Origin of the sequence: Prolixibacter sp. SD074 (genome assembly GCF_009617895.1) — a bacterium.
Classification (GTDB): Bacteria; Bacteroidota; Bacteroidia; order Bacteroidales; family Prolixibacteraceae; genus Prolixibacter.
In genome coordinates this window covers 2550987-2565348 of sequence record NZ_BLAW01000001.1, presented here as the reverse complement: position 1 = coordinate 2565348, position 14362 = coordinate 2550987, and the positions used below count along the sequence as shown (strand labels likewise).

Here is a 14362-nt window from a genome sequence, read left to right as displayed (position 1 = left end):
ACAAATGAGCATGGATAATCATCATAACGACCACCCTGAGAATGGCCCAAATTACCGTGGATTGAATGTAAATAAAGGCATTGAGCAACCTGATTCGGTGAATGAAGATTCGGTTAAACGATTTTTGACCAGGCGTAAGCGCAAACTGCTCCAGGCGGATGAGTATGTCAAAGGAATTCTTGACGGGAATATTACGCTGCTTAGTCAGGCAGTGACCCTGATAGAAAGCAGTAATCCCGAACATCAGCAACTGGCGCAGGACATTATTATTAAATGTTTGCCGTTTGCCGGAAAATCTATTCGTTTGGGAATTACCGGCGTGCCCGGAGCAGGAAAGAGCACGTTTATCGAGGCTCTTGGTAAGCAAATCACCGGAAATGGCGGTAAACTGGCTGTCCTGGCTATCGACCCGAGTTCAGAGCGTTCGAAAGGTTCGATTCTCGGCGATAAAACCCGCATGGAAAGTCTGTCGGGCGATCCCAATGCCTACATCCGGCCCAGTCCTGCGGCGGGTTCACTGGGAGGCGTAGCCCGCAAAACGCGTGAGACTATCGTTCTTTGCGAAGCGGCTGGTTTTGATACCATTTTCATTGAAACAGTGGGGGTGGGACAATCCGAGACAGCGGTACACTCAATGGTCGACTTTTTCCTGTTGATTCAGATTGCCGGAGCTGGCGATGAGCTGCAGGGCATCAAACGAGGAATTATCGAAATGTCCGATGCTATCGCGATTAACAAGGCTGATGGTACCAATGTGGAGAAAGCCAACATGGCGGCTTCACAGTTTCGCAATGCATTGCATCTTTACCCGCCTACCGGGTCGGGATGGATTCCGAAGGTGCTGACCTGTTCATCGCTGGTAGGCGCTGGCATTACCGAAATTTGGGATACCGTGAATGATTACGCCGATCGGACCCGGAAGAACGGATTCTTCAATTACCGGCGCAGGGAACAGGCAAAATACTGGATGTACGAATCGGTAAATGAAACGCTCCGGAATGACTTTTACAATAATCCGAAAATAAAAGAGCGGTTAAATGGGATGGAAAAAGCTGTACTGAACGACGAAATCAGTTCGTTTGTAGCTGCCCGCCGTCTGCTCGATATCTACTTCAAAACCTTTGAAAGTAAAGACAAAAAGCCGGGATAACATGGCTTGGACGCAATAGTACATCACATAGAAGGAAGGGGGCTCTTGATGTGTAAGTTATGTAATACGGGAATTTCAGAACCGTTTTCCTGATTCAGATCTTTTGATAACTTTGCTTATCACATTGGAATATGTCAAAGTATCGTTTTGTTAGAATAAGAAAAATAGCTGATAGGAAGTTAATACAAGCACAATGGAAAAAATTAATCGAATGAAAAAATTCCTCTTTTTACTGCTTGCCTTATTTGGTTTGGCAGCGTGTTCATCATCACCCGATGGATTTGTTATTAAAGGAAATATCCAGGGCCAGGATTCTGGTGAAGTGGCTTTGTTAAAATATGACGGGACCAAATGGGACGTGGAAGATACCACAAAATTGGATGATGGTAATTTTGTATTGAAAGGAAAAACTGATTTACCCGAATTACGCGTAATTCGCTTAGGTCAGAAGAAACTGGTTTCTCAGTTCTTCGCTGAAAACGGAAAAATCAATGTCAGGGCTTACGCCGATAGTCTCGATAAAACGGTCGTTACCGGTCCAAAATCAAATGACGTTTTTTCTCAGTTTACTGATGAAATGAAACGTCTTTCCAGTGAGGCTAAAAATATTCAACAGCGATATGCGAAAGCCCGCATGAGCGGAGATGAAGATGGCGTGAAAAAAGCGCAAATCGACATCGAGGCGATGGTTGACAACCAGAAAGTATACGCCAGGAATTTCATCCGGGAACACAACAAAAGCACGGTTGCACCGTTCGTCGCCTTGTGGCAGTTTGGTCAACAGGCCAGTTCTCAGGATTTGGATACGTTGATTGCTTACTTCGATCCTTCCATCAAGGAGTCGATCTATATAAAAGAATTGCAGAAACTGGCCGATCAGCGACGGGGAACCGGAATAGGCGCCGTGGCCCCCGATTTTACCATGAACGATCCGGACGGACAACCATTCACGTTGTCATCGCTTCGCGGAAAATATGTTCTGCTCGATTTCTGGGCATCATGGTGTGGGCCGTGTCGTCAGGAAAATCCCAACGTGGTGAGAGTGTACAACAAGTACAAGGATAAAGGCTTTACGGTTTTGGGCGTATCACTCGATCGCGACCACGACGCATGGGTGAAAGCCATTAAGGACGATCATTTGGCATGGCATCATGTTTCCGACCTGCAATTTTGGAACAACAAAGTAGCCAAAGAATATGGTGTAACGAGTATTCCGCACTCTTTGTTATTGGATAAAGATGGTAAGGTTATCGCCAAAAATCTTCGCGGTCAGGCTTTGAACGATAAGCTGAAAGAAATTTTGGGCGAATAAAATAGTTATGCTGGCAAAAAGCCGTTCCGTTAGGGGCGGCTTTTTTTTTGGTGTGCCGTGCATGGTAAATAACTTGGTGGTGAGAGTCCTATGGGGGTATGTAGTGCCCCTACAAAACACCCGATAGACAACTTTTCATTACAACAAAAAAGGGACTCCACCCATCAGGCGAAGTCCCTTTTTTTATCTAATAAACCAACATAACTCCATTAAGGCCTGGCAATGCCAATCACCCCTTCGGCAACGCGTGGGCCCGCTGCTCCTGTTGGCTGGGAAGTCAAATCATCTTCACCGGAGTGAACAATGATGGCACGGCCGATAACCGAGTGCGGCCCGTTCAGTTTCACCATCTTGTCCACCCGCTGGTAATGACCGGTACTGTCGGCGCCCACTTCAATATTTCCCAGGTCGCCAACGTGACGAACAGCGGCATCCGGGCCACCGTGGTTTACATTTTCCGGATTAAAGTGTCCTCCGGCCGATTTTCCGTCCGGGCTTGAAATATCACCATATTCATGCACATGGAAACCGTGTTTGCCAGGCGTCAGGCCTTTCACATCCGCTACTACCTCGATACCGCCATCCACTTTCGTGAAGGTAACGGTCCCGGTCACATCATTACCTTCGGTCGGTTTAAGAACACACACTGCTTTAGTCACTTCGGGTGTTGCCATCTTTTCCATGCCTGCATTGTTCTGTTGCCCCGATTTAGGGGCACAAGCCTGCGTCACAATCAGTAAAATGGCTGCAAGCATACCATTCCATACGAAAATTTTCTTCCTCATAACACTTTGTTTTTTAACGTTTGTCATTCAATCATCTTTTTCATTCGTACCGGCGGGTTAGCTGCCTGGTTATCCGGCCCAGCAGGATATTTCTATCCTTTTAGCCTGCAACTAAGTAAAACTAACCAAGGTGGCATCTTGTTCAATAATACGACTGGAATTAAATGAAATCCAACTCCTCTTATCTGAACAACCTCAAGTAATTATCAAATACATACATCCTCCCTCGCTGTCCTCCTGTAATCTCTCTTAGCACCCCTAAGCCTTCCAGTCCTGTAATTAACTTGTAGGCAGAAGGCATTGAAACTTCAGCTACTTCACTCACTTTTCATCTCAACCAGTTGACCATCGATTTAAACTCTTTAAAATTGAATCCGGCTCAGGCAATTTTTTATATCTACCTGACACCCTCCTCAAACGCCTGGCCGAAAGTTTTTAAGATTTTAATGGAATTTAACACGTTTACTTGCCGGAAACATTTACTTTCGCTGGCAGATTTTGCGTCGTATGGTGTTCAGGAAGAGAGACAAAGTGCGTACCGCAATGTAATGAAATGAGGAGAGGGAATGCAGGGATCGATTTTATTATACCAAATGAGTTTTTTTGTAGCCGCCATTCCGGTGGCGTCCGTTCTTTACGGAGTAACAAAAGGAAAATTCAACTACCGGATTATACATGAAAGAATTGGTTTTAAAAATCTTCCGGAACCGTTTCGGGGATTGAAGATTGTCCAGATATCGGATATGCACCTGGGAAGTTTCCGCCAGAAATATGAGCAAATTGCCAGGGCGGTGGAAATGATCAATGAGCAGGGGCCCGATCTGATTTTCTTTACAGGCGATTTGGTCAACAACTTTGCCGAAGAAACCGATGGCTGGGCGCCGGTTCTGGCCAAAATGAAAGCCAAATACGGTAAGTTTTCTATTTTGGGCAACCACGATTACGGCGACTATTCCGAATGGGAATCCCCCGCAGCCAAGGAGAAGAACCTGACCGCCATTAAGAATTTCCATAAGAAAATTGGTTTTCGGTTGTTGCTGAACGAATCGGAAACCCTCACCATCAACGACGAGGAAATCGCATTGGTCGGGGTCGAAAACTGGGGCAAACCTCCGTTCCCCCAACATGGCGATCTGAACAAGGCCCTCGCGAACGTTGCTCCGGAACAGTTTAAAATGCTGTTGAGCCACGACCCTTCACACTGGGACGAAGAGGTGCTGACCGGTACCGATATCGACATCACATTCTCGGGACATACCCACGGAATGCAGTTCGGCATCGAGCGGGCGGGCATCAAATGGAGCCCCATACAATACAAGTACCCGCGCTGGGGCGGGCTCTATAACGAGAAAGAACAATACCTGTATGTCAACCGCGGATTGGGCTATCATGGCTTCTCGGGCCGAATTGGCATGCCCCCCGAAATTACCGTGATAGAGCTGGCATAAATTCAATTTCCCGTTCCGGGAATAATTCCCAGCTGCCGCATCAGGAAGGCTTACGTAGAAATCACAACACAATTCGCAAGTAAGCCAGAGACTTATTCCTCCATCTACGATAGCTTTAAGGATTTAGGGGATGTTGCGATATTGTGACTTACATATTATTAGCTTTTAAAAATGTAAAACTTACTATTTGGACGCCCTCGTAAAGTCCCCTTTCAAGCCGCCAACTTCATTTAACGCTCCGGCCTAACTGAGGGTGTCCGAAAAGTTGAATTGGAAAAGTGTTTACTTTCAAATTGAAAGCAATCTTGGATTTACCCCTCCTCCCGATGGACATCGGGACTCCCTAAAGGTGAGGCTTAAAGTCCCCTTCAGGGGATTTAGGGGTAAATAACTAAAGCTGTACTTGCAATTTGATAGTTCTGAAAATGCTCTTTGGACTTTTCGGACTCCCTCCTGGGAGTGGGGCACGAAATCCCCACTTTTTTGATTAACGATAAAAAAACGCTAATTTCAATAGTGAAAGTCGTAAGGGTTACTAGTTCGCCGAGAAATCCAAAAACCAACAATGAACACTGTTTCTCAGGAGACAATATCTCTCCATTATGTCTCTCATTGTAAGGTATAGCAGGAGTGGCTGGAATGTGGTAGTTGGGTACGACAAGTTCAATACTTCAGCAACAATTTGAATTTTGTAAATTTGTATGATGGAACATTCAAGAGTTAAGACAATAAAGAATAGAGATTTTAAACCAATTCGTGTGATGTTCTATTACCCACAACGAACACAGGCAATAAGAATACAGGAAACATTAAAGACTTTATATGCGGGAGTTAGTGGTGAATATTATGCCGGTGACGATGCATGGGAATTTATGGAAAGATATACAGGAGTTGATTTAAAAGGAATTCTAACACAAATTGCTGACAAAAAAACAAAATCGGAATAATGGACTTCAACAAAATATATAAAGGAGATTGCCGGGTAATTCTAAAGGAGTTAAAGCCTGAATCTGTTGATTTGGTATATCTTGATCCTCCTTTTTTTACTCAAAAAACGCATTCTTTAAAGACACGGGATAATAGTAGGGAATACAAGTTTAATGATAAATGGGATTCTATTGAGGAATACATTAGGCTTATATCAGAATCTATTATTGAATGTAAAAGAATTTTAAAAAAAAACAGGTTCTATATTCTTACATTGTGACAAAACGGCATCTCATTATGTTAGAGTGGCGTTAGACAAGGTTTTTGGGATGAATAACTTCCAAAGCGAGATCGTATGGAATTATAAACGATGGTCAAATTCAAAAAAAGGATTGCTTAATACTCATCAGGTAATCTATTTTTATTCAAAAACTTCAGATTTCAAGTTCAACCAGATTTATACAGATTATTCGCCAACTACAAATATTGACCAAATATTACAGGAAAGAGAAAGAGACAAAAACGGGAAATCTATTTATAAAAAGGATGAAGATGGAAATATTGTATTGGCAAAGGGAAAAAAAGGAGTTCCTCTGTCAGATGTCTGGGATATTCCATATTTGAATCCAAAAGCAAAAGAACGTGTTGGTTATCCTACACAAAAACCAGTTTCTCTCTTGCAACAAATAATAAAACTTTGCACAAATGAAGAAGATGTTGTATTAGACCCTTTCTGTGGTAGTGGAACAACCTGTGTGGCAGCAAAGCTACTTAATCGAGTATACATGGGGATTGATTTATCAACAGACGCTGTTGAACTAGCCAATAACAGACTAAAGGAACTAGTTGTAAGTGAATCTAATTTGGTAAAAAACGGGGTTGAAAGCTATGTTGGAAAAACAGATAAAGAACTGGCATTATTAAAATCTATTGGAGCAATCCCTGTGCAACGGAATGTTGGAATTGACGGGTTTTTACAACAGCAAATTAACGGAAAACCTATTCCCATCAGAATTCAAAAGAAGTACGAAACTTTAGATGACACTATCAGGGCATTGGATAATGCGAAACAAACTAAACATTCTGATGTAAAGATAATTATTCAGACAAATGACAATAGAGGCTTATTCCAGTTGGATACAGATGCAGTTGTTTTACCTTCTAATGAATTGGTTATTAAAGAAAAATTAAAAGGTATCGGATTTCGTGTAGATAATGGTGGAGATGTTCACAAAATCGGACAGATCTAAGCCGCATAATTTTTAAGCATAGAGTGAATTACTAAATAATTAAACTGTTCCCTCTTGATAATCGCCACTCAAACCACCGACCCAGCCAGGAAATCCACCATCCAATCCCGATAGCCAAAAAAACACGATAAACTTTTCAATAAAGAGAGTAAGTGAATCTGTATGAACAGATAGATAAACAATAAGAACCAGTAGCAATAAAATACGCACGTGTAGCAATACGCCACACAAAGGAAAAATTGTAAATAGTACGATAAATCAAAGAAAACATACAAGTAGCAAAATAGTAAAAGCAAGTAGCAGAACAGAAAGGAGTGCTTTATTTTTTAAATAAGCGGTAAATTGTTTAATTTGTATAGGTCATTCAAAACCAAACCCATGCTAATCTACAACTTCGACCGGATTTTTAAGGCCCGGGGTATCGCCCGGCCTTTCACTTACCTGAAAAATGCGGGTTTCTCCGACAATTTTGCCACACGGGTTAAAAACAACAGGGTGGCCCGGCTCAACCTTCGCGAAATCGAACGGCTTTGCGTGCTCCTGCGCTGCACTCCTAACGATTTCTACGAGTGGGTGCCCGACAAGAACACGCAGGTCGATCAGGAGCATCCGCTCAACAAAATAAAACGCTCCGATAAAGTCATCGACCTCACCCGGATGCTCAATTCCATCCCGCTCGAACAACTCGACGAGGTGGAGCAACTGATCAAAGAGAAAATAGAGAAAGGCGAGGCGTAGTCGCCGCTGTTTATGACTGGCCGTTTCCGGGAATAATCCCCATCTGTCGCATCAGGAACGTGGCGTTCATCGTACGGGTCACACCCTCGTACAGCTTGTAGTCGAAGGTGAGCCCTTCGTCCGAAAGGTCGACCTCGAAGCACTGGTTGCGCAACGTTTTGGGGTGCTTCTCGTGCAGTTCCGTCAGCTTCAAATCGTGGGTGGCAATAATCCCCATGCCACCGTTTACAATCAACTGTTCAAGGTATTGAATGGAGCCGCTGAGTTTATCTTCCGAATTGGTCCCCCGCAGTATTTCATCCAGGATAATGAAGATTCGCCCTTTCTCTTTCAGGGCTTCCAGAATAACTTTTAGTTTTTTCAGCTCAGCAAAAAAGTACGACTCGTGCCTTCCCAGGTCATCGTCGGTGCGCATGTGGCTGTAAAGCGGCATGGGGGTAAAGCGGAACGCTTTTGCACAAACGGGCGCCCCGGCCATCGCCAGCGCCATGTTCACGCCCACCGTGCGCAGGAACGTGCTCTTGCCTGCCATGTTGGCGCCGGTAATGATGACAAATTCGCCGTTCCCGCCAATCTGAAAATCATTGTTAACCCGCTCCGTTTCCGGAATCAAGGGATGGCCAACTGAGGTTGCATTCAATGCACGCCCGTCGTTCTCCGGGACAGGGAAAACTGCCGCCGGTCGGTTATACGCGAAATTCGCCAGGCTGTTCAGTGCGTCGAACTGCTCGGCTGCCTCGAACCATTGCGGAAGCAGCGAAGCATTTCGCCGGTGCCATTTCAACAACGCCAGGCTGCAGTTGATGTCCCACATGAAAATGGAGTTAAACAGGAACAAGGTGATCATGTTGAGCCGTGCTTCGAAAAGCTTCACCGTTTTGTTCAGGCTGTTTATTTCACTACTTGCTTTCCGCGGCGAAATAAGCAGCTGGCGGATGGCCTGTGTTTCTCCTGCAGCGAATGTTTCGTTCTCAACTAAATCGAACAGTTTCCGGTACTTATTTAAGAGCGCCGAGTTTTTCCCAAAGTTGTCGAAGAAAAAGGATGTCTCTTTTCGGCGAACGCCAAACAGGGACCATTGCACAAAAAAGGTAATCATATACTGGCCGAAAGTAATTTCGCCGGCAATGAGCAGCCCAATTGCAATGAGGGTGAGAATGGGAACAACGATGCCGGCTATCCGGAAAAATGTTTCGCCCGGGAACTTCACGTCGATATCCTTCCAGTTTTTGATGGTCTCAATGTGCGCATCATCTTCGTGATAAAGCATGGCGCTGGCCGAAAAGGTCTGTCGCCACGGTAGTTTCTCTGTCAGTTCCTTTACTGCGTCCTGCCGGGCTTTGATTTTTTCCGGCGAAAGCATCATGTCCTCCAACCATTTGGCCAGCCGCCGGCTCCCGATGGATGTGGTGGTCCGGTTCAACATCCGGAAAAGGGAAAATTCACCGAAGAGGTCCAGGTCAAATGAGTAGGGATGCCCGGATTGCTTGTACTCGTTTCCCGGCCCGAACGGTGAAAAATCAAAACCAAGCGCTTTTAGTTCATTGCGGTTGACTTCGATATAATTCTCCTGCATTTGCCTGGCCTCCGAAAGTGTGGCGTATCGTTTCATCAGGAAAAGAAAGGACGAGATGAACACGATGGCCAGTCCGACGATGAGCCACGGTGACGCCATCCGGAGCTGGTAGAGCAGGATCAAACCACCCATAAAAACAATCAAACGAAGAAACGACAACAACCGCAACCATTTGTGGGCCACTGTCAGTTCCTGCTCAAACTTTTGCTGTCTTTCCTGGTAAATCTTTTCGGCTGGTTGGCTCATTAGGCGAACATCTGGTGTTTGAGGAAAAAGTTAACGACCAGCATCGAGAATCCTATCACCACAAAGGAAGCCAGGATGATGTTGTACGCCCGTTTGTTTTCGAGGGGGATAATGAATTCCGGTTTGCGCGGCCGCATAAATACTTCCAGGAATAACAGTAACCGGTACATTCCCCAGCCAATGAGGCTGCCGAGGGCCATGCCACCCAAAATGTCGCCTGGATAATGAACGCCCAGGTAAATACGGGTGGAAGCAATGAGGAGTGACCACGCAATCATGAAAACGGTGAAGGTCCGGTTGCGGAACAACAGGATAGAGAAGATGGCGAAGCCAAAGGAATTAGCGGCATGCGCCGATACAAATCCGTACAAACCTCCCTTTTTAAAGAAATTGTGGGCCAACGGTGCCACATTGGGGTCATGTGACGGCCTTAATCGTTCGATACCGTGCTTCAGAATTCCGGAACCCTGGTCGGCAAATAAAATCAGCAATGCGAGGACCAGAAAAACCAGGAGCGATTTTCTTTTATATTTCCGGATAATGGTGATGAATATGACCAGGTAAAAAAACAGCCACATTTCCGTCCGGGTAAACAGGGTCATGGTGTAATCCCAAAAGCTGTTGTGAAAGCTGTTGAGGTAGAGGAATAACTCCGTGTCCCATTGGTTAAGCGTTTCGATAATGCCCATGTCAATTTCTTTGTAACATTTGTTATAAAGGGGGATTTGTTATCTGAACCTGCTCCAAAATACGAAGAATCGCGGTTTTTGCAATGCCTCTATTCAGGCTTAATAACCGTTCAGCGTTTTCCAGATTTGGTCTTTTAGTTCCATAATGCCCATTCCGGTAACCGATGAGATAAACAAGTGCGGGATTCCCTCCAGCTCATGGCCAATCTCTTCCATCAATTGCTTGTCGAGCATGTCGCTCTTGGAGATGACTAAAAAGCGTTCTTTATCCAAAAGTTCCGGATTGTATTTTTCCAGTTCGTTCAGCAAAATGCCATATTCCTTCAGGTGATCATCGCTGTCGGCCGGAACCATGAACAACAACATGGAGTTCCGCTCGATGTGTCGCAGAAAACGCAAACCCAGACCTTTCCCTTCGTGTGCTCCTTCGATAATTCCGGGTATATCAGCCATTACAAACGACTGATTATCGCGGTAGCCTACAATACCCAGGTTGGGGACCAGCGTGGTAAACGGGTAATCGGCAATTTCGGGCTTGGCAGCCGAAACCACCGACAGCAAAGTAGACTTTCCGGAACTGGGAAATCCTACCAGCCCGACATCGGCCAGGACTTTTAGTTCCAGGATGCGCCAGTGTTCTTCATAGTCCTCTCCCGGTTGTGAATACCTCGGTGTTTGGTTGGTTGCCGATTTAAAATGCACGTTCCCCTGCCCGCCACGGCCACCTTTTGCAAGGAAGCCCGTCTCGCCATCTTTCGTAATTTCAAACAATGTTTCGCCGGTTTCGGCATCCTTCGCAATTGTTCCCAGCGGCACATCAACGATGACATCATCACCATCTTTGCCGGTACTGGTTTGTTTTCCCCCCGGTTCACCGTGCCCGGCGAAGATGTGTTTCTGGAATTTCAGGTGTAGTAATGTCCACATCTGGGCGTTGCCGCGCACAATCACATGGCCGCCACGGCCACCATCGCCTCCGTCGGGACCACCTTTCGGGATATATTTCTCCCGCCGCATGTGGCTTGAACCAGCACCGCCTTTTCCTGAGCGGCAAAATATTTTAACGTAGTCTACGAAGTTCGATCCTGCCATTTTGTATTTCTGTTGAAGGGGACAAAATTACACCCTTAATTTGACAATGCGAAAAGCATTTACGCTTTGTGAGACGATATCGGCAAAATGACTCATCAAAACAGAAAAAAGGCCGCCTTCCATCTCGAAAGCGGCCTTGCTATTTTGTTTTCGCTGCGATTAAAGCGCCTTAACCGACTGGACCAGTTTATCGGCAATTTCCTCAACTGTCCCCATTCCTTCTACGGGAATATATTTTCCTTTTGATTTGTAGAACTCGATTAATGGAGCGGTTTTGCGCTCGTATACCGAAATCCGGTTTTCGATGATCGATTGGTCCCGGTCGTCGCTGCGGCCCGATGTTAGCCCTCTGTTCAGTAATCGGTTAATCAATTCCTGTTTTTCTACCTGGAGACAAAGCATCCCGGATATTTCCATTCCGTTTTGTTCTAAAATGAGGTCAAGGGCTTCAGCCTGTGCAACTGTCCGTGGAAAGCCATCGAAAATAAATCCGTTTGCCGTCGGATGGGCATTCAATTTACCTTTAATCATGTCGACGACCACAGAATCGGGTACCAATTCTCCTTTGTCGATGTTTTTCTTTGCTTCAATGCCGAGATGGGTTTTTGCAGCTATTTCAGTGCGCAACAGATCCCCGGTGGAAATGTGAACCAGGTTGAAGTTTTTTCCCAGGAATTCAGCCTGCGTACCTTTTCCCGCTCCGGGGGGGCCAAAAAGAACTAAGTTAAGCATATCCTTTTTATCTAATTGATGTTTTGGTTTCCCGATATCAGGTCGATAGGCTTGCAAATTAGTTATTATTAGTCAGGTACTAATGTGTAGATATCCTTTAAGTTACGGCCGCGCCCGTTATAATCAAGTCCGTAACCTACAATGAAATCATTCGGTATTTCCAACCCTATGTAATTCAGGCTTACCTCTGTCTTCAGTGAATCTGGTTTGAATAACAGTGTTGCCACTTTTACATCAGCTGCACCTTTTCCTTTTACCTGCCGAACGACATCGGCAATGGTAAATCCGCTGTCAACAATGTCCTCAAGAATGACGATGTTGCGCCCCTGCAAATTTTCATTCAGCCCAATCAATTCTTTCAAATTGCCCGAAGATTGAGTGCCTGAATAGGAAGCCAGTTTCAGGAATGTAATTTCAGCATCCGCCAACTCTAATTCTTTCATCAGGTCGGCCGAGAAAATAAAGGAACCGTTAAGAATACAGAGGAAAATCACTTCTTTCCCTTCAAGTTCGCTTCGCATTTGATCGGCCATTTTTTTTATGGCCTGTTGAATTTTCCCCTCAGAAATGGAAATTTCAAATTCTTTGTCCCAGAGCTTAATCCGTTTCATTCGTCTTACAGTTAACCTTTTAAGATATTGGAACCTCAGTTTTGTAAAACCCGTTTGGATTGTTGATTGGACGGTCTTTGTGATGGATTTGAAAAAGGTGTAACGAACAATTTTTCAAGATACCGACCGGAAAAAACAGAACCCGGGCAATTGCCAGGGCTGGATAAACAAACGTCAGAATTCCTTAATACAAGCTTGAAATTTCCGGACAAAGGTAAGCATTTCTTTTTTTTGTGACAGATAATTGCTGTGAGTAAGTGGGCGATTTTTAATGCATTTCTATTTTTTGGTGTTATTTTTATCCGGTCAATTTATGAATTGTATTATTCAACCAATAAATAGTCAAAAAATGATGGAACCAACGGTTAGTATCATTATGGGTAGTACCTCTGACTTACCGGTTATGGAGGGGGCTGCCAAGATTCTGGATGAGTTCGGAATCCCTTTTGAAATGAACGCCCTTTCAGCTCATCGGACACCGGAAGCGGTGGAAAAATTTGCAACAAATGCCGCTGATCGGGGAATAAAAGTAATTATTGCAGCTGCAGGAATGGCCGCACATTTGCCTGGCGTAATTGCCGCCATGACGCCACTGCCGGTTATCGGGGTACCCATTAAGGCCAGCCTGGATGGTTGGGATTCTATCCTATCTATCGTTCAGATGCCTCCCGGAATACCTGTAGCAACGGTTGCCGTAAACGGAGCGCGCAATGCGGCTATTCTGGCTGTTCAGATTATGGCTACAGGCGATGCGGAGTTAATGGAAAAGTTCAAAGCATTTAAAAGCGGTTTGAAGAAAAAAATCATGAAAGCGAATGAGGAGTTGGCGACTGTGAAATACCAATACAAAACAAATTAAACATTAGGTTTCACTCCTCATTTTTTGTAAATTAACCAATAGTTTTTCAGGGGGTCGATGGTTGCTATGCAACCACCGGCCTTTTTTATCCATTTTAGTTGACGAAATTGGAATGCATCAAACCAATAACCTGACATTTAACCTTTTTATTTGTTTCTTTCTCCTCCCGACAACGTCAATCTTCGCTCAGTCTGATTTCGCTGAATCAGACAGTTATTCCATTTCTGTTGGCGGGGCTTCCGTCACTCTGCAAACTCCATTCGCTGCGTTTTATAACCAGGCTGGCCTGGCCGGTTTAGAAAAATTATCGGCTGCGGTATATTATCAGCAACGTTATATGACCAGCGATTTCGCGGAAATGTCTGGCGTATTTTGTTTGCCCCTCAGAACCGGAACTTTTGCATTAAGTGTATGGCAAACAGGAATTACCGGTTACCACCAAAATCGTTTCGGGCTGGCGTTTGCCAAGAAACTGGGACCACGCTTATCGGGCGGATTGCAATTCAGTTATTACATGATGGATTTTCCCGAGAACGGAACCGCCCGGGGAGTTGTCCTCTTCGAAATGGGGGCTCGTTACGAATTCCCGGGGAAGCAAACGCTGGGCGTTCATCTGTTTAACCCGTTTGACTCCCACATAACATCCAATATTAATCAACGCACGATACCGCCGGAGCTTAAAATTGGGGCAGAATTCCCGATAGGCGGGCAGCTAAAAACCTTCGTGGCAACTTCCGGCGATTGGAGCGGCAACTGGATGTTGCACGGTGGTTTCGATTTCCAGCCTCATGAGCACTTTTCATTGAGAGGTGGGATTTCCGGGAAACCGTTGAACTATGCTGTTGGTATTGGTTACCGCTGGAATTTTCTGCAAACCGGTTTGGCCGTGCTGCATCGTGATGTGTTGGGCTATTCTCCGTCGATTTCACTAACCTTTAATTTATAGT

15 protein-coding genes are annotated in these 14362 nt (G+C 45.0%); 9 read left to right on the top strand and 6 right to left on the bottom strand.

The window, feature by feature from the left end:
• The first annotated feature begins 10 nt into the window (after window positions 1-10).
• Together meaB and GJU82_RS11105 are read left to right on the top strand one after the other, a co-directional pair.
• Window positions 11-1150 (top strand): methylmalonyl Co-A mutase-associated GTPase MeaB, encoded by a 1140-nt coding sequence (meaB, locus tag GJU82_RS11110; protein WP_228488670.1) that lies wholly within the window; start codon window positions 11-13, stop codon window positions 1148-1150.
• 211 nt (window positions 1151-1361) lie between these two features.
• On the top strand, window positions 1362-2462 hold the full coding sequence (locus tag GJU82_RS11105) for an AhpC/TSA family protein (RefSeq protein ID WP_194831036.1): 1101 nt from the start codon (window positions 1362-1364) through the stop codon (window positions 2460-2462).
• A gap of 209 nt (window positions 2463-2671) precedes the next feature.
• On the opposite strand, the gene GJU82_RS11100 is transcribed toward GJU82_RS11105, so the two are convergent.
• Window positions 2672-3247, bottom strand: a complete 576-nt coding sequence (locus GJU82_RS11100; RefSeq protein WP_228488669.1) for a superoxide dismutase family protein — start codon at window positions 3245-3247, stop codon at window positions 2672-2674.
• Window positions 3248-3813: 566 nt separating this feature from the next.
• Here GJU82_RS11100 and GJU82_RS11095 point away from each other — a divergent pair.
• From GJU82_RS11095 to GJU82_RS11080, 5 genes are all read left to right on the top strand, one after another.
• Window positions 3814-4695 carry a metallophosphoesterase gene (locus GJU82_RS11095; protein ID WP_153632201.1) on the top strand — a complete coding sequence of 294 codons (882 nt, stop codon included), beginning with the start codon at window positions 3814-3816 and terminating at the stop codon, window positions 4693-4695.
• 701 nt (window positions 4696-5396) lie between these two features.
• Entirely contained in the window at window positions 5397-5642 is a 246-nt protein-coding gene (locus GJU82_RS11090; protein WP_153632200.1) for an ApaLI family restriction endonuclease, read from the top strand.
• Window positions 5642-5902: a DNA methyltransferase gene (locus tag GJU82_RS17975; protein WP_373921433.1), complete on the top strand. Its 261-nt coding sequence runs from the start codon at window positions 5642-5644 to the stop codon at window positions 5900-5902. Before GJU82_RS11090 ends, GJU82_RS17975 begins: the two co-directional genes overlap by 1 nt.
• Complete coding sequence (locus GJU82_RS11085) at window positions 5886-6872, top strand: site-specific DNA-methyltransferase (RefSeq protein ID WP_255474012.1); 987 nt, start codon at window positions 5886-5888, stop codon at window positions 6870-6872. Before GJU82_RS17975 ends, GJU82_RS11085 begins: the two co-directional genes overlap by 17 nt.
• 378 nt (window positions 6873-7250) lie before the next feature.
• Window positions 7251-7610 carry a helix-turn-helix transcriptional regulator gene (locus tag GJU82_RS11080; RefSeq protein ID WP_153632199.1) on the top strand — a complete coding sequence of 120 codons (360 nt, stop codon included), beginning with the start codon at window positions 7251-7253 and terminating at the stop codon, window positions 7608-7610.
• Window positions 7611-7620: 10 nt separating this feature from the next.
• On the opposite strand, the gene GJU82_RS11075 is transcribed toward GJU82_RS11080, so the two are convergent.
• The 5 genes from GJU82_RS11075 to hpt form a co-directional block, all read right to left on the bottom strand.
• Window positions 7621-9432, bottom strand: a complete 1812-nt coding sequence (locus GJU82_RS11075) for a hypothetical protein (RefSeq protein WP_153632198.1) — start codon at window positions 9430-9432, stop codon at window positions 7621-7623.
• Window positions 9432-10121: a phosphatase PAP2 family protein gene (locus GJU82_RS11070; protein ID WP_153632197.1), complete on the bottom strand. Its 690-nt coding sequence runs from the start codon at window positions 10119-10121 to the stop codon at window positions 9432-9434. The genes GJU82_RS11075 and GJU82_RS11070 overlap by 1 nt, the downstream gene beginning before the upstream one ends.
• Before the next feature lie 99 nt (window positions 10122-10220).
• Window positions 10221-11213, bottom strand: a complete 993-nt coding sequence (obgE, locus tag GJU82_RS11065) for a GTPase ObgE (RefSeq protein WP_153632196.1) — start codon at window positions 11211-11213, stop codon at window positions 10221-10223.
• A 159-nt stretch (window positions 11214-11372) separates the two neighbouring features.
• A complete protein-coding gene (locus GJU82_RS11060; RefSeq protein ID WP_153632195.1) occupies window positions 11373-11945 on the bottom strand; it encodes an adenylate kinase in 573 nt (190 codons plus the stop codon).
• 68 nt (window positions 11946-12013) lie between these two features.
• On the bottom strand, window positions 12014-12556 hold the full coding sequence (gene hpt / locus GJU82_RS11055; RefSeq protein WP_153632194.1) for a hypoxanthine phosphoribosyltransferase: 543 nt from the start codon (window positions 12554-12556) through the stop codon (window positions 12014-12016).
• 352 nt (window positions 12557-12908) lie between these two features.
• Here hpt and purE point away from each other — a divergent pair, with 352 nt between their 5' ends.
• Together purE and GJU82_RS11045 are read left to right on the top strand one after the other, a co-directional pair.
• Window positions 12909-13415: a 5-(carboxyamino)imidazole ribonucleotide mutase gene (gene purE / locus GJU82_RS11050; RefSeq protein ID WP_153633386.1), complete on the top strand. Its 507-nt coding sequence runs from the start codon at window positions 12909-12911 to the stop codon at window positions 13413-13415.
• Between the two features lie 112 nt (window positions 13416-13527).
• Window positions 13528-14361, top strand: a complete 834-nt coding sequence (locus GJU82_RS11045; protein ID WP_153632193.1) for a hypothetical protein — start codon at window positions 13528-13530, stop codon at window positions 14359-14361.
• Window position 14362 lies beyond the last annotated feature (1 nt).

What these genes read in the sequence shown, in the direction of transcription:
- GJU82_RS11060 (WP_153632195.1), bottom strand. Translation starts at nt 11,945, where the DNA reads ATGCTTAACTTAGTTCTTTTTGGCCCCCCCGGAGCGGGAAAAGGTACG.
- GJU82_RS11100 (WP_228488669.1), bottom strand. Translation starts at nt 3,247, where the DNA reads ATGAGGAAGAAAATTTTCGTATGGAATGGTATGCTTGCAGCCATTTTA.
- GJU82_RS11075 (WP_153632198.1), bottom strand. Translation starts at nt 9,432, where the DNA reads ATGAGCCAACCAGCCGAAAAGATTTACCAGGAAAGACAGCAAAAGTTT.
- meaB (WP_228488670.1), top strand. Translation starts at nt 11, where the DNA reads ATGGATAATCATCATAACGACCACCCTGAGAATGGCCCAAATTACCGT.
- GJU82_RS11105 (WP_194831036.1), top strand. Translation starts at nt 1,362, where the DNA reads ATGAAAAAATTCCTCTTTTTACTGCTTGCCTTATTTGGTTTGGCAGCG.
- GJU82_RS11070 (WP_153632197.1), bottom strand. Translation starts at nt 10,121, where the DNA reads ATGGGCATTATCGAAACGCTTAACCAATGGGACACGGAGTTATTCCTC.
- GJU82_RS11080 (WP_153632199.1), top strand. Translation starts at nt 7,251, where the DNA reads ATGCTAATCTACAACTTCGACCGGATTTTTAAGGCCCGGGGTATCGCC.
- obgE (WP_153632196.1), bottom strand. Translation starts at nt 11,213, where the DNA reads ATGGCAGGATCGAACTTCGTAGACTACGTTAAAATATTTTGCCGCTCA.
- hpt (WP_153632194.1), bottom strand. Translation starts at nt 12,556, where the DNA reads ATGAAACGGATTAAGCTCTGGGACAAAGAATTTGAAATTTCCATTTCT.
- purE (WP_153633386.1), top strand. Translation starts at nt 12,909, where the DNA reads ATGGAACCAACGGTTAGTATCATTATGGGTAGTACCTCTGACTTACCG.
- GJU82_RS11045 (WP_153632193.1), top strand. Translation starts at nt 13,528, where the DNA reads ATGCATCAAACCAATAACCTGACATTTAACCTTTTTATTTGTTTCTTT.
- GJU82_RS11095 (WP_153632201.1), top strand. Translation starts at nt 3,814, where the DNA reads ATGCAGGGATCGATTTTATTATACCAAATGAGTTTTTTTGTAGCCGCC.
- GJU82_RS17975 (WP_373921433.1), top strand. Translation starts at nt 5,642, where the DNA reads ATGGACTTCAACAAAATATATAAAGGAGATTGCCGGGTAATTCTAAAG.
- GJU82_RS11090 (WP_153632200.1), top strand. Translation starts at nt 5,397, where the DNA reads ATGATGGAACATTCAAGAGTTAAGACAATAAAGAATAGAGATTTTAAA.